Source organism: Escherichia sp. E2586 (assembly GCF_005781105.1).
Lineage (GTDB): Bacteria > Pseudomonadota > Gammaproteobacteria > Enterobacterales > Enterobacteriaceae > Escherichia.
In genome coordinates this window covers 149,600-164,702 of sequence record NZ_VATN01000007.1, presented here as the reverse complement: position 1 = coordinate 164,702, position 15,103 = coordinate 149,600, and the positions used below count along the sequence as shown (strand labels likewise).

The following is a 15,103-nucleotide window of genomic DNA, read 5'->3' as shown; positions in this document are numbered from 1 at the left end:
CTGAATGAGTTTGTGATGAAATTATTTAAATCAATTTTACTGATTGCCGCCTGTCACGCGGCGCAGGCCAGCGCGGCCATTGATATTAACGCTGACCCAAACCTGACAGGAGCCGCACCACTGCCCGGTATTCTGAGCGGACAAAAGTCGGATACGCAAAACATGAGCGGCTTCGACAATACCCCGCCGCCCGCACCGCCGGTGGTAATGAGCCGTATGTTTGGTGCTCAACTTTTCAACGGCACCAGCGCGGATAGCGGTGCGACGGTGGGATTCAACCCTGACTATATTCTGAATCCGGGCGATAGCATTCAGGTTCGCTTGTGGGGTGCATTCACCTTTGATGGTGCGTTACAGGTTGATCCCAAAGGTAATATTTTCCTGCCGAACGTTGGTCCGGTGAAAGTTGCTGGCGTCAGTAATAGTCAGTTAAATACCCTGGTCACATCCAAAGTGAAGGAAGTGTACCAGTCCAACGTCAACGTCTACGCCTCCTTATTACAGGCGCAGCCAGTAAAAGTGTACGTGACCGGATTTGTGCGTAATCCTGGTCTGTATGGCGGTGTGACGTCTGATTCGTTACTCAATTATCTGATCAAGGCTGGCGGCGTTGATCCAGAGCGTGGAAGTTACGTTGATATTGTAGTCAAGCGCGGCAACCGCGTGCGCTCCAACGTCAACCTGTATGACTTCCTGCTGAACGGTAAACTGGGGCTTTCGCAGTTCGCCGATGGTGACACCATCATCGTTGGGCCTCGTCAACATACGTTCAGCGTTCAGGGCGATGTCTTTAACAGCTACGACTTTGAGTTCCGCGAAAGCAGCATTCCTGTAACAGAAGCGTTGAGCTGGGCGCGCCCTAAGCCTGGTGCGACGCACATTACGATTATGCGTAAACAAGGGCTGCAAAAACGTAGCGAATACTACCCGATAAGCTCTGCGCCAGGCCGTATGTTGCAGAACGGCGATACCTTAATTGTGAGCACTGACCGCTATGCCGGCACCATTCAGGTGCGGGTTGAAGGCGCGCACTCTGGCGAACATGCCATGGTGCTGCCATATGGCTCCACCATGCGTGCGGTTCTGGAAAAAGTCCGTCCGAACAGTATGTCGCAGATGAACGCGGTTCAGCTTTATCGCCCATCAGTGGCCCAGCGTCAGAAAGAGATGCTGAATCTCTCGCTGCAAAAGCTGGAGGAAGCATCACTTTCCGCCCAGTCCTCCACCAAAGAAGAAGCCAGCCTGCGAATGCAGGAAGCGCAACTGATCAGCCGCTTTGTGGCGAAAGCGCGCACCGTGGTTCCGAAAGGTGAAGTGATCCTCAACGAGTCCAATATTGATTCTGTTCTGCTTGAAGATGGCGACGTCATCAATATTCCGGAGAAAACATCGCTGGTTATGGTTCATGGCGAGGTGCTGTTCCCGAACGCGGTGAGCTGGCAGAAGGGAATGACCACCGAGGATTACATCGAGAAATGTGGTGGCCTGACGCAAAAATCGGGTAACGCCAGAATTATCGTCATTCGTCAGAACGGTGCGGCAGTCAACGCTGAAGATGTGGATTCACTCAAGCCTGGCGATGAAATTATGGTTCTGCCGAAATATGAATCGAAAAACATTGAAGTTACCCGTGGTATTTCCACCATCCTCTATCAGCTGGCGGTGGGTGCAAAAGTGATTCTGTCTTTGTAAGGAATTGAGATGAGCAAAGCAGTTATTGTCATTCCGGCCCGCTACGGCTCCTCGCGCCTGCCGGGTAAGCCACTGCTCGATATTGTTGGCAAACCGATGATCCAGCATGTTTACGAGCGTGCGTTGCAGGTGGCGGGCGTTGCGGAAGTTTGGGTGGCAACAGACGACCCGCGCGTTGAACAGGCCGTGCAGGCGTTTGGCGGGAAAGCCATCATGACGCGCAACGATCATGAATCCGGCACCGATCGGCTGGTCGAGGTGATGCATAAAGTCGATGCAGATATCTACATTAACTTGCAGGGCGATGAACCAATGATTCGCCCGCGGGATGTAGAAACGCTGTTACAAGGAATGCGTGATGACCCCGCGTTGCCAGTGGCAACGCTATGCCACGCGATTTCTGCCGAAGAAGCAACCGAGCCAAGCACGGTAAAAGTGGTGGTAACTACCCGCCAGGATGCACTTTATTTCAGCCGTTCGCCGATTCCGTATCCGCGTAATGCTGAAAAAGCGCGCTACCTGAAACACGTCGGTATTTACGCTTATCGTCGCGATGTGCTGCAAAACTACAGCCAGTTACCTGAGTCCATGCCGGAACAGGCGGAATCACTGGAGCAGCTACGGTTGATGAACGCGGGGATCAACATTCGCACATTTGAGGTTGCCGCAACCGGTCCGGGCGTTGACACCCCGGCATGCCTTGAAAAGGTGCGCGCCCTGATGGCACAGGAACTGGCTGAAAACGCATGATTGGCATTTACTCGCCTGGCATCTGGCGTATTCCGCATCTGGAGAAATTTCTGGCGCAGCCGTGCCAGAAACTTTCTCTGCTGCGTCCTGTTCCGCAAAACGTCGATGCTATCGCCGTGTGGGGGCATCGCCCCAGCGCGGCGAAACCGATGGCAATCGCCAAAGCAGCGGGAAAACCCATCATCCGTCTGGAAGATGGATTTGTGCGCTCGCTGGATCTTGGCGTCAATGGTGCGCCGCCGCTTTCTCTGGTGGTGGATGATTGCGGCATTTACTACGATGCCAGCAAGCCTTCGGCGCTGGAGAAACTGGTACAGGATAAAGCCGGAAATGCGGCATTGGCTGATCAGGCCAGAGAAGCGATGCACACCATCGTGACCGATGATTTGTCGAAATATAACCTGGCGCCTGCGTTTGTGGCTGAAGAGTCAGAACGTTCAGACATCGTTCTGGTTGTCGATCAGACATTTAATGATATGTCCGTGACGTATGGCAATGCTGGCCCGCATGAGTTTGCCGCCATGCTGGAAGCCGCGATGGCGGAAAATCCTCAAGCCGAAATTTGGGTGAAAGTGCATCCGGATGTCCTGGAAGGAAAGAAAACAGGTTATTTCGCTGATCTGCGCATCACGCAACGAGTACGTTTGATTGCCGAGAATGTCAGCCCGCAGTCGCTGTTGCGACACGTTTCCCGGGTTTACGTCGTGACCTCCCAATACGGCTTTGAAGCCTTACTGGCAGGAAAACCAGTAACATGTTTCGGCCAGCCCTGGTATGCAGGTTGGGGCTTAACCGACGATCGCCATCCGCAGTCCGCTTTGTTATCCGCCCGACGCGGTTCTGCCACGCTGGAAGAACTTTTTGCCGCAGCATACCTGCGTTACTGTCGCTATATCGACCCGCTTACGGGGGCCGCAAGCGATCTGTTTACCGTACTGCAATGGCTGCAATTACAGCGCAGCCATCAGCAGCAGCGTAATGGCTATTTATGGGCGCCAGGCTTAACGTTGTGGAAGTCGGCGATCCTGAAACCTTTCTTGCGTACCGCGACAAACCGACTGAGTTATTCACGTCGCTGTACTGCGGCCACCGCTTGCGTGGTATGGGGTGTAAAGGGAGAACAGCAATGGCAAGCCGAAGCGCAGCGGAAATCACTGCCGTTATGGCGAATGGAAGATGGTTTTCTGCGTTCATCCGGGCTTGGCTCTGACCTGTTGCCGCCGCTATCGCTGGTGCTGGATAAACGCGGGATCTACTATGACGCCACGCGCCCCAGCGACCTGGAAGAGCTGCTTAATCACAGCCAGCTAACGCTGGCGCAGCAGATGCGAGCTGAGAAGTTGCAGCAACGCCTGGTTGAAAGCAAACTGAGCAAGTACAACCTGGGGGCCGATTTCTCTCTGCCTGCCGAGTCCAAAGGTAAAAAAATCATCCTGGTACCGGGTCAGGTAGAGGACGATGCATCTATTAAAACAGGCACTGTCTCGATTAAGAGCAACCTTGAGTTATTGCGCACAGTACGCGAGCGTAATCCGCGCGCCTACATTATTTATAAACCGCACCCGGATGTACTGGTGGGAAATCGCAAGGGCGATATTCCGGCAGAACTGATTGCTGAACTTGCTGATTATCAGGCACTGGACGCAGATATTATTCAATGCATTCAGCGCGTAGATGAAGTGCACACCATGACATCATTGTCCGGGTTTGAAGCGTTATTACATGGCAAACAAGTTCATTGTTACGGCCTGCCCTTCTATGCCGGTTGGGGGTTAACCGTTGATGAACATCATTGCCCGCGCCGCGAGCACAGATTAACGATAGCAGACTTGATCTATCAGGCGTTGATTGTTTATCCAACATACATTCACCCAACACGGTTACAACCTATTACGGTTGAAGAAGCTGCGGAATATTTAATCCAGACGCCGCGCAAGCCGATGTTTATTACCCGAAAAAAAGCGGGGCGAGTCATACGCTATTACCGCAAATTAATTATGTTCTGCAAAGTTAGATTTGGCTAAATAATTTCACCATTGACTATTACACAGATTATTTATGCAAGACAACGCACTAACCGTTTTATTATCGGGTAAAAAATATCTGCTATTGCAGGGACCGATGGGACCTTTTTTCAATGACGTCGCGGAATGGTTAGAGTCATTAGGCCGTAACGCTGTGAATGTTGTCTTCAACGGCGGGGATCGTTTTTACTGCCGCAATCGACAATACCTGGCTTACTACCAGACGCCGAAAGAGTTTCCCGGTTGGTTGCGAGATCTCCACCGACAATATGACTTTGACACTATCCTCTGCTTTGGTGACTGCCGCCCATTGCACAAAGAAGCAAAACGCTGGGCAAAGTCGAAAGGGATCCGCTTTCTGGCATTTGAAGAAGGATATTTACGCCCGCAATTTATAACCGTTGAAGAAGGCGGAGTGAACGCATATTCATCGCTACCGCGCGATCCAGATTTTTATCGTAAGTTGCCAGATATGCCTGCGCCGCACGTTGAGAATTTAAAACCTTCAACGATGAAACGTATAGGCCATGCGATGTGGTATTACCTGATGGGCTGGCATTACCGTCATGAGTTCCCTCGCTACCGCCACCACAAATCGTTTTCCCCCTGGTATGAGGCTCGTTGCTGGGTTCGTGCATACTGGCGCAAGCAACTTTACAAAGTAACACAGCGTAAGATATTGCCGAGGTTAATGAATGAGCTGGACCAACGTTATTATCTTGCCGTTTTGCAGGTATATAACGATAGCCAGATTCGTAATCACAGCAATTATAACGATGTGCGTGACTATATTAATGAAGTCATGTACTCATTTTCGCGTAAAGCGCCGAAAGAGAGTTATTTGGTGATCAAACATCATCCGATGGATCGTGGTCACAGACTCTATCGACCATTAATTAAGCGGCTGAGTAAGGAATATGGCTTAGGTGAACGAGTCATATACGTGCACGATCTCCCGATGCCGGAACTATTACGCCACGCAAAAGCGGTGGTGACGATTAACAGTACGGCGGGGATTTCTGCGCTGATTCATAACAAACCACTCAAAGTGATGGGCAATGCCCTGTACGACATCAAAGGCTTGACGTATCAAGGGCATTTGCACCAGTTCTGGCAGGCCGATTTTAAACCAGATATGAAGCTGTTTAAGAAGTTTCGTGGGTATTTATTGGTTAAGACGCAGGTTAATGGGGTTTATTATGGGAAATGGGTTTTTAATAAGATAAAAACAGAAAAAAAAGATTGTATTATGATATCAAAAAGAACATTACAATGAGTTGTATTAACATAAATACTTATTAATACTCCCCCATAGTATAAGGCTCAATAAGTTATAATTAGAAAATGCAGGTGATTATAAAAAATAAATGGCATAGATTATACATGAAGTAATAGGTTATACACTGGCAAGATTAATATGAGCACATCGTAATGCAAACTTGATGGCATTAGTATCAACTAATATTGAGTCAGGTGCAGGGAATGGTCTGTTATCATTAGTAAAATCAGAATTTCCTATGTAAAGACTTTCTTTATTTCTTAACGAGTTTATGTGCCATCGTGACCAGGAATCCCAATATTTCTGGCGATCCGGTGAAATTCCCTGAGAGGAATAACCTGTTGTAGGTGAATTCATTAACGAGTCGGTACGATGACTTCCTAGTGTCAAAGGCAATTTAATACGATGTATAGAGGAGGCACCAAAAATTAGCTGAAGTCGAGCAATAAATTCACTATCAGCACCAGTTTTAACGCAGTCCCAAACGCCCGCTTTTTGCAATACCTCCGCCCTTCTAAACAGCAAAGAAGAAGGATTCAGTCGTTTTAGTGGATAAACCGCACGCGCATAGAAAATCCCATTATCTTGTAACCTTACCCAATCAGAAATTGAACAAATTAGTTTAGGATTTAACAATAAAGGTGATATCTGTCTAAATAATTTTTCAGGATGGGACCAGTCATCTGAGTCATGGCATGTCACAAACTCTCCCTTAGCTTGTATTAAACCTATTCGTTTTGCAGCATATGTTCCAACATTTTGTGGCAGGCTAATAATTTTTATTCGACTATCTTTGAGTGCTAATCTCTGAAGACGAAATAGCGTATCATCAGTGCTGGCATCATCAACAATAATTAGTTCAAATGAACGATATGTTTGATTAAGCAATGATATTACTGCATTTTCTACCCGCCTGTCGGTATTGTATGTTGTCATTAAAATAGAAACTAGGGGGCCCGTTTGGACAGTATAAGGAACCGATGTAACAATATTACAAGGTGACAAAGGAGATGAGTTATCTGCAAGTGCGACCGGAGATAAACCAAAGTACGTATAGTATGAGTTAAGTCTATTTAAAGAGGTTTTTGGTGTTTCTCTCAAAGCATTATTTTGTAAGAGCAATATATCAGGGGAAGAAATAAGACTACTGGAATCAATCTGAGAAAGTGTTGATATGGCTTTTTGAGTTAACCCAACTCTTAATTGAAGAGCTGCATATAAATCTAAAGGATAATTATCTATATTATCTAATAATGATAATGAAAACGTAGGAGAGTATGATGCCAGGGCCTTTGCCAACTCAATCTTTTGATGTGTGTCCGTGAACTCATCTTTGAACTCCGTAAGTAATTCTGGGGTTAAACTTATGTCACCACAAGCAATTTTAGCTATTTTAATCGCTAATTTACACCGCCAATCTGGCGGTGTATCGTTGATATTACGCAATGACCAATACATATTAAGATCATACATTGCTAAGATACGTTTTGACTGCCAAAACTGGCAGTCATCGTGTATTGAAGCTAAAGCATAAACATATCGTTTATTTTTTAAATGCCATAAAAACTTTAAATTCCTGAACATAATTAAGAATCGACACCAAATAAATCGCGTGTATAAATTTTCTCGCCTACATCGTCTAATTCTTGTGTGCGACGGTTTGCTACTATAACATCAACACGTTCTTTAAAAGCATTAATATCGCGCTCAACATAAGAACCAAAGAAATAAGGCTCTTTTAGTACAGGTTCATATACAACTATCTCAATTCCTTTGGCTTTGAGTCGTTTCATTACACCTTGAATACTACTTGCTCTAAAGTTATCACTACCTGCTTTCATTATGAGGCGATAGATTCCTACAACTTTTGGTTTACGACTTAATATATCCTCCGCAACAAAGTCTTTTCGGGTAGTATTGGCATCGACAATAGCCTGGATTAAGTTCTGCGGAACATCACGATAATTTGCAAGTAATTGCTTGGTATCCTTAGGTAAGCAATAACCTCCATAGCCAAAAGAAGGATTATTATAATGTTGACCAATTCTAGGATCTAAACCAACACCCTCTATAATTTGCTTTGTATCTAAACCATGAACGGAGGCATAAGTATCCAATTCATTGAAATAAGCAATCCGCATTGCAAGGTAAGTATTTGCAAAAAGTTTAATGGCTTCAGCTTCAGTGCTATTCGTTAACAATATTGGAATATCTTTTTTTATAGCACCTTCACAGAGAAGCTCAGCGAACTTTCTTGCTCGTTCGCTACGCTCTCCGACAACTATGCGAGATGGATACAGGTTATCATAAAGAGCTTTACCTTCACGTAAAAATTCTGGGGAAAAGATAATATTATTCGTGTTTAGATCGCGCTTTAGTCGTTCAGTAAATCCGACGGGGACTGTAGATTTGATTATGATAGTTGTATTTGGATTTATACTTAGTACATCACATGCCACTGATTCGACAGAGTGTGTATCGAAGCTATTATTAATAGGGTCATAATTAGTTGGTGTCGAAATTATAACATAATCAGCATCTCTATAGGCTTCGTATTTTTCTGTTGTAGCATATAGGTTTAATTTTCTATTTGATAAAAAATTTTGTATTTCAGGATCACATATTGGTGACAACCTTTCATTAATTAATGAAACTTTATCAAGATCTATATCTAGAGCAATAACATCGTGTTTTTGTGAAAGCAATGTAGCAATTGACATGCCAACATAACCAACACCGGAGATTGTAATTTTCACAATTAACTCACAATTTTATTATTTATACTGCCTTTTGTTGACATTATATCAAGCAAAAGCTTAGGATTATGATAAATAATAGAATAATTTACGTAAATTTTACTAAAACAAAAAACATAATTTTTATATCTTACATTAAACTTCTTGAAATGTTTTAATTTTTGGCAATCCATTGACTTCAAGATACTCGTTGAAATTATTAAATAATTTATTTATGTTCTTGAAAAATTTGTCATAACTTATATATGACTTAATTTGACTTAATGACATAGAATTAATAGCATCTAAGTCAATACTTGGCAGATTAAAAAACTCAGTCAATTCTAGCGTTCTCGCATCGTGGGTTAGCCATAATGCAGGAACACCACTAAGAACAGAGGCCATATTCACATGAAATCTAGTTCCGAATGTATAATCTACACATTCTCGATTGAACTCATACCACGTTTTTGTATTTCTAAATAATCTATATTTTGTTTTTATATACAAATCTAATTGTTCTTTATTAAGTGAAGACTCATTATTATTAACCATTGATTTAAAGTAATATGGTAACTCAGCGTCTTTTTTCTCTTTAATGAGATCAATATAATATTGATGAGTGCGTTTATTTACTGGCTCAATAAAAAATGAATTGCTTAGTACTGCTCTTTCAAAAAGTTGTTTCTCTGATACTCGTGACAAATTTGTCACATTTATAGACGCTACATTAAAATCTCTTTTAGTATATTTTTCATAAAGGACGCGTAATGCTATTGGATCAGAAAATAAAGATGGACAGCCGGTAACAAACACATTTTTTATATTGGTGCACTTTTCTATTACTTTCTTTGTAAACTCACCTCTTACGCCCAGATACATTGCTTTAAACGACAAAAAATCCAGTAATTCAATAGCCTCCTTACAAAGTTCTGCTTTATTTATATCCCGAACACTTGATTGAATACCAAGTCCAAAAACAATAATAGGCACATCATACTGCTTAAGAGAGTCAAGAAGCCTTTTGTATTTATCTGGACTTGGTTTTTCTAATGAAAGAGAGTTAGCAAGGGTAATAATCAAATGAGAGCATGTTTTATTTACAAAATCCTTAAAATTTGTTTCTCCTGATAAAATAAAACTACTATCTCTGTAATGTACTGCCCTTGAAAACATCCTTAATGGTGCTTCAGCATGAACCATGTTCCCAGAGTTTTCTGGAATTAAAAGTGGAAAATCGACAGGAAGTTCAGGTAAGCAGCCTATAACGCCTATATTTTTCATTCTAACTTATCCGCCATACTAATTTTTACAATTGAATATTCCCTACTTGAATCATCACTATTAACAGGCTTAAAGAAATATGAATTTATACCTTGACGAGTCAAAGATTCATTTATAACTTTAAAGTGATTATTTTTTTGTGCACCTATTTTTTTTATAGATGTATTATCTCCATGCAATACCCTGTTATAACATATTTTATTTATATGTTTGAATGGTCCCACCTCGCTAAGTTTTAGATAAATATCATAATCAACAGCATTGCTAATCTGCTCATTAAATCCATCCGTTAAATTCCATGCCCTGGCTGTAAACATTCTAAAATGATGGCAAATCATTGCCGTAGTAAATTTCTCTCGCGAGAATTCTGGCCAGTTATAACCATTTTCAATCAACTTTCCTTGACTATCAACATTCCTATTCGTTGTGTAGACACATACCAAGGATAGATCTCTTTTAAATTCATTTAAACAAAGTTCCACAGCATCAGGTTCGAGGTAGTCATCGGAGTCAAGTTGACCAATATAAAAACCACGGCACAATTTTACTGCTGCGTTGGAAGCAGCTCCAATTCCTTTATTTTTTTGTGTAATAAAACGTACTCGAGGATGATTTCCATAATGTTCTTCTAGAATTCTTAACGTGTTATCCGTAGAACCATCATTACAAATGCATACTTCCAGGTCAGTGATTGTTTGATTCAATGCACTATCGACACAACGTACAATATGGTCCGCACAGTTATAGGCTGGAATATAAATTGATACTAAAGGAACCTTCTTGAGTGTTGAGTTTTCTATTTTGTCCAGTTTTCTATAATAATATGGAACTTTTTCTTGTATTAATTGGATAGTGATAGATTTTCCAGTTGCTCGGTCTGTTTCATTTTCTTTACCTGGCGGTTCCTGATGATATGCCATTGCACCATCCACAGAACGGAAATAACATCCTTCTCTGTACAGACGGTATCCAAACTCGTTATCCTCTCCTCCCCAGTGTGTGAATTCTTCATCAAACCAACCTGCACGCTCAAGCCATTTTTTTGCAAATGCTACATTGCCACCGCTGAAATATCGAAATGGAGTATTACAGAGTCTTAAGTTATCTGTTTTCTCAAAATGTTCTAATCGCCAATCAACTGATTTACTTCGTTCAATTTTTCCCGCAACTTGGTTATTTGTAATAATTTCGGGTAGTTTCTCAAGCAAGCTTTCGTCTTCAAGGAACTCTAAATAATTATATTTGGTAGTGTCAATGTATTTTCTTGGACCGATCAGAGCTACATCATCATCTAATTCAAGTAACTCCATATAAGATTGTACCCAAAGAGGGTTTGGAGCCATATCGCAATCAAGTATAGCAACGAAGTTGTATCGTGCGGTTCTAAGCCCTAAATTTCTTACTGCACACAATTGATAGCCATAATCCTTCTGGCGCACATACTTAATATCAATTAGTTGCTCAAATTTTCTGATTATTTGTTCTATATTTTCTTTACTTCCATCGTCGGCAACAATTACTTCATAATTAAATTTCGTTTTTTGGTTACAAAGGCAAGCTAACGTTATTTCCAATATTTTTGAACGATTGAAGGTCGGTACGACAATACTGAGACCATCCATATTTTCATTCTTACCCTTCCCCTCTTTTACTGATTTTTTTTTGGTCAGCCATTTAAAATCATTAGTACTCTCTGGTAATTGGAATAAGTTCAAATCTTTTGGCCAATCAGAAGGTACAGGATTTATAGTTTTCGTTTCTGCTGTTTCTGATTTTCTTATAGTTGCTTTATGATATTTTATTATTAATTTGCTAATCTCCTTTTCATTTAATTTTTCAATATTAGAGTTTGAATACATGATCTGGGTTGCGGGGTCCCACTCAATATTTTTTTTTGCTTCGATAGCGTTAATGTCACCAAAATCCTGCAATGCATTTTTACATAAAATTATATTTGCCTTAACCCAACTAGCATCATATATCTCACCTGCTTTCTCAAATAATGACAATGATTTATGATATTCACCATTCTTATACAATTTAATTGCTTCGTTTAAAATACTCATATTTTTATAACCACCTTAATTTCAGCATATCTATTGCAATTATTTTTTAACTATTGAGTTATTGTAATATTTTATCGATATGATTGGTAAATTCATAAAGTGTATATTATTTTGAAAGATTTGAAACATATGAATAGGCCGAATAATATCATTTGCAATGGTATACATTAAAAAATAGTCATAAACAGCAGCGTAGATTTAAGCTTGTCTTTTGCGTTAACAATGTTCTACCATAATTAATACCTCGGACAAAACAACGCCATGTCATTATTTTTAGCATTAACTCAATTGATATTGAGTATCATTGTGGGCTTTGGCGACTGTTTAACTAATTAATAGTTATGTCTGCAATATTATACGTTATTAAATCATCACAAAAGAAATCATTATGCATAATGATTTTTTATATTTTACTTTATAACTTTATTCTTTTTGGCTTTCTTGAATTGGCGAACAGTTCTGTATATAGAAAATGGAAGAGTTATGAATCCGAAAATTGATCCTTTTTTCTGTACTAGTATTTTCCCCAACATATAAGATAAATGCTGTTTAACTCTATTCGCTTCATGAGCATCGCGGTACATGCACAGTGGTGGAAGATCACTCTGTTTTTCAGAAATATACTGCTTATGCCATATTTTTCGCTCCTTTACTATAGCTATTGGCATACTAATTACACCAAATATAGATTTAGAATGTTGAATCATGATAGCGCCGAGACGATATTCCAGCCCTTCTTTAATTCGCTCTGCTGCTCCATATAGTTCCGGAAATTGCTGTTGTTTCAGCTTTTGATTTTCCAAATAATATTGTTCTAGTTTTTCCTGAACTAGATGCAACTGCGTTAGCATCAAGTTTTTTTCTTTAGTTATTCTATCTAATTGTTGTTTTTGTAGATCTTGATTAGATTTTTCTTTCGCCAACTGATTATTAAGATCATCTAAATGTTTTTTTAATTCTTTAACATCAGAACTATCTTTCTCTTTAGTCTTTTGGTTATATTCAATTTTATTTTTTAAATTATGGAATTCACTCTCAATAAATCGTAACTCTTTCTCTTTTTTACAAATAAAAGAAGTTTGTTTTTTTAATTTACTTTTTAATTTTCGGTTTTTTGCATGCAGTTCTTTTTTTCGCGCATAATAATGCTCAAACTTTTCTTTCATCTGATTTAATTGTGATGAAAGTAGATAATGTGCCTCCGTTTGTTGAGCAAGGTCAATTTTATAGTCAGTAAGAGAAGTCTTATAAAGTTGGTGCAGCTTTGAAATTATTTCTATTGTAATCAATCTTTGTTGAACCAAACCAGTCCAAATAGTATTGGGATTAAGTTTTTCCTCGTTACCTGAAAGTGCAGGGATATCTGCTTCTGATTGAAGCTTTCTGTAGAGACATTGACTCTCCGGATATTGAGTTAGTATCATTTTTAATAAATAATCTTCAGCAATATTTTTATTGAAGAATTTATCACCTATTTTAATATCAATACCAGAAAGGGCCATAATTTCTTGTTTTGCCTCTTCATCTATTAATAAAGGTGACGCGGATACTTGTTCGCTATAAGAATGAATACTTGTATTTATATACTCTTGAAAAGAGCATATATTTAGCGTTTTTTTTAGTACTAATTGTAATTTTTCTAGAAAACCTTCTGTGTTATTTTTAATTTGATCTGTGCTGATTAATAAACAGCGATCCCGGTTTTTAGAATAAAAATCAAGCAAAGCAGTATTATAAGCTATCCAGTTATCAATTAAATGCTCTATCGTGTTATTAATAAATGACTCTTGACTATTAGCTGCTTGTTCCAGGACTGATCTTGGGTGATCATAAACCAGAATGAAAGTTAGGTTTTCATCGAGTGATGCCCAGTAATCTAACGTATAAATAGCATACGGATCTGACCACCCCCAGAATTTCCGCTCTAAATTATTAAGAAATAAGTCTAGAGCCATACCATGCCAGACAGCAGAGACCTGTAAAGGAGAAAATTCAGATATATTGGTAACTTCACTGATCTTGGGAGCATTATATGCTTTACAAATAATTTTGGTTATGTCTTGTGGACTTAGATTTTCTCGTTTTGATAAGCGAGGAATCCCCATTCCATATTGAAGAGAAATTTTTTCGGCAATATCTAAATTTGAATTTGGGTGCCCAACTATAATTATTTTGTTCATCAACTTACTCTGCTTAATAAATTATGTGCATTTAATGTGTTTTTAATAGATAATATTATATATCATTATAACCATTGGGATTTTTCAATTGCCATTGCCATGCGTCAGCTAACATTTGCTCTAAACTTCGTTTCGCTTGCCATTTTAAACATTTATTGGCTCTCAACGGAGATGACCAAGATTCAGCAATATCCCCCTCTCTCCTTTCCGTTATTTCATAAGGAATTGTTATGCCTGATATTTTTTCAAAGCAAGAGATTAGTTCTAAAACAGAATACCCTTTCCCTGTCCCCAAATTGAATGTATGGTAATTAGTTTGATGATTATTAGAAATATACGACAGAGCGGCTTCATGTCCCTCTGCCAAATCCATTACATGTATATAATCTCGTACACCTGTCCCATCTTTTGTAGGATAATCCCCCCCAAAAATCATAAGTTTTTCTAGTTTACCAATTGCAACTTGTGTTATATAAGGAACTAAATTACTCGGTATATCAGATGGGCTTTCTCCAATCATTCCTGATTCATGAGCACCTATTGGATTAAAATATCTCAGGCAAATGAAATTCATATTGCGGTATGTTTTTGCAATATCCCTAATCATTAGCTCTGATATATATTTCGATGTGCCGTAAGGATTTAAAGTACCACCTATAGCACAATTTTCAGTAATAGGTATTATATTACCATTGCCGTAAACTGTTGCAGAAGAACTAAAAATAAAGTTAGCAACGTTATTCTTGATGGCGAGATTAATTAGATGTAATGTTCCTAATACATTATTGCTATAATAAAAATCTGGTTTTTTTAATGATTCTGCAACAGACTTTGCTCCAGCAAAATGCATTATACATTCAATATTATGTTTTTTTATTATTTCAGAAACACTGTCTTCATTATTTATATTTAGCTCATATAATATAACTTTTTTTTTAGTGATAGCTTCAACCCTTACAATGGACTCTTTGGATGAATTACTAAGATTATCAATTATTACAACATTATGCCCTTTATTTAACAGGCATAAAGTCGTATGTGAGCCAATGTAGCCGGCCCCACCTGTAACCAATATATTCATTATTACCTCGAA

The 15,103-nt window shown here is 39.8% G+C and carries 10 protein-coding genes; 4 read left to right on the top strand and 6 right to left on the bottom strand.

The features are described from left to right. Nucleotides 1–15 precede the first annotated feature (15 nt). The 4 genes from FEK50_RS08670 to FEK50_RS08655 are packed head-to-tail and all read left to right on the top strand — an operon-like array spanning nt 16 to nt 5,742. Nucleotides 16–1,692, top strand: coding sequence for a polysaccharide biosynthesis/export family protein (locus tag FEK50_RS08670; RefSeq protein WP_032226219.1), 1,677 nt, complete (start codon nt 16–18; stop codon nt 1,690–1,692). Between the two features lie 9 nt (nt 1,693–1,701). Continuing rightward, nucleotides 1,702–2,442 carry a 3-deoxy-manno-octulosonate cytidylyltransferase gene (gene kdsB, locus FEK50_RS08665; protein WP_131162483.1) on the top strand — a complete coding sequence of 247 codons (741 nt, stop codon included), beginning with the start codon at nt 1,702–1,704 and terminating at the stop codon, nt 2,440–2,442. Further along, nucleotides 2,439–4,466: a capsular polysaccharide biosynthesis protein gene (locus FEK50_RS08660; RefSeq protein WP_131162484.1), complete on the top strand. Its 2,028-nt coding sequence runs from the start codon at nt 2,439–2,441 to the stop codon at nt 4,464–4,466. Before kdsB ends, FEK50_RS08660 begins: the two co-directional genes overlap by 4 nt. 34 nt (nt 4,467–4,500) lie before the next feature. Beyond that, nucleotides 4,501–5,742 carry a capsular biosynthesis protein gene (locus FEK50_RS08655; RefSeq protein WP_131162485.1) on the top strand — a complete coding sequence of 414 codons (1,242 nt, stop codon included), beginning with the start codon at nt 4,501–4,503 and terminating at the stop codon, nt 5,740–5,742. A gap of 120 nt (nt 5,743–5,862) precedes the next feature. Here the strand turns inward: FEK50_RS08655 and FEK50_RS08650 are convergent, their stop codons facing one another. The 6 genes from FEK50_RS08650 to galE form a co-directional block, all read right to left on the bottom strand. Further along, nucleotides 5,863–7,203 (bottom strand): glycosyltransferase family A protein, encoded by a 1,341-nt coding sequence (locus FEK50_RS08650; RefSeq protein ID WP_131162545.1) that lies wholly within the window; start codon nt 7,201–7,203, stop codon nt 5,863–5,865. 128 nt (nt 7,204–7,331) lie between these two features. After that, on the bottom strand, nt 7,332–8,501 hold the full coding sequence (locus FEK50_RS08645; RefSeq protein ID WP_130207959.1) for a nucleotide sugar dehydrogenase: 1,170 nt from the start codon (nt 8,499–8,501) through the stop codon (nt 7,332–7,334). Nucleotides 8,502–8,636: 135 nt separating this feature from the next. Next, nucleotides 8,637–9,764 carry a polysaccharide pyruvyl transferase family protein gene (locus FEK50_RS08640; protein ID WP_130207961.1) on the bottom strand — a complete coding sequence of 376 codons (1,128 nt, stop codon included), beginning with the start codon at nt 9,762–9,764 and terminating at the stop codon, nt 8,637–8,639. Continuing rightward, nucleotides 9,761–11,830 (bottom strand): glycosyltransferase, encoded by a 2,070-nt coding sequence (locus FEK50_RS08635; RefSeq protein ID WP_131162486.1) that lies wholly within the window; start codon nt 11,828–11,830, stop codon nt 9,761–9,763. The genes FEK50_RS08640 and FEK50_RS08635 overlap by 4 nt, the downstream gene beginning before the upstream one ends. Before the next feature lie 410 nt (nt 11,831–12,240). Further along, nucleotides 12,241–14,010 (bottom strand): sulfotransferase family protein, encoded by a 1,770-nt coding sequence (locus FEK50_RS08630; RefSeq protein WP_131162487.1) that lies wholly within the window; start codon nt 14,008–14,010, stop codon nt 12,241–12,243. Between the two features lie 55 nt (nt 14,011–14,065). Next, nucleotides 14,066–15,091 (bottom strand): UDP-glucose 4-epimerase GalE, encoded by a 1,026-nt coding sequence (gene galE, locus FEK50_RS08625; RefSeq protein WP_130207967.1) that lies wholly within the window; start codon nt 15,089–15,091, stop codon nt 14,066–14,068. Nucleotides 15,092–15,103: the final 12 nt, after the last annotated feature.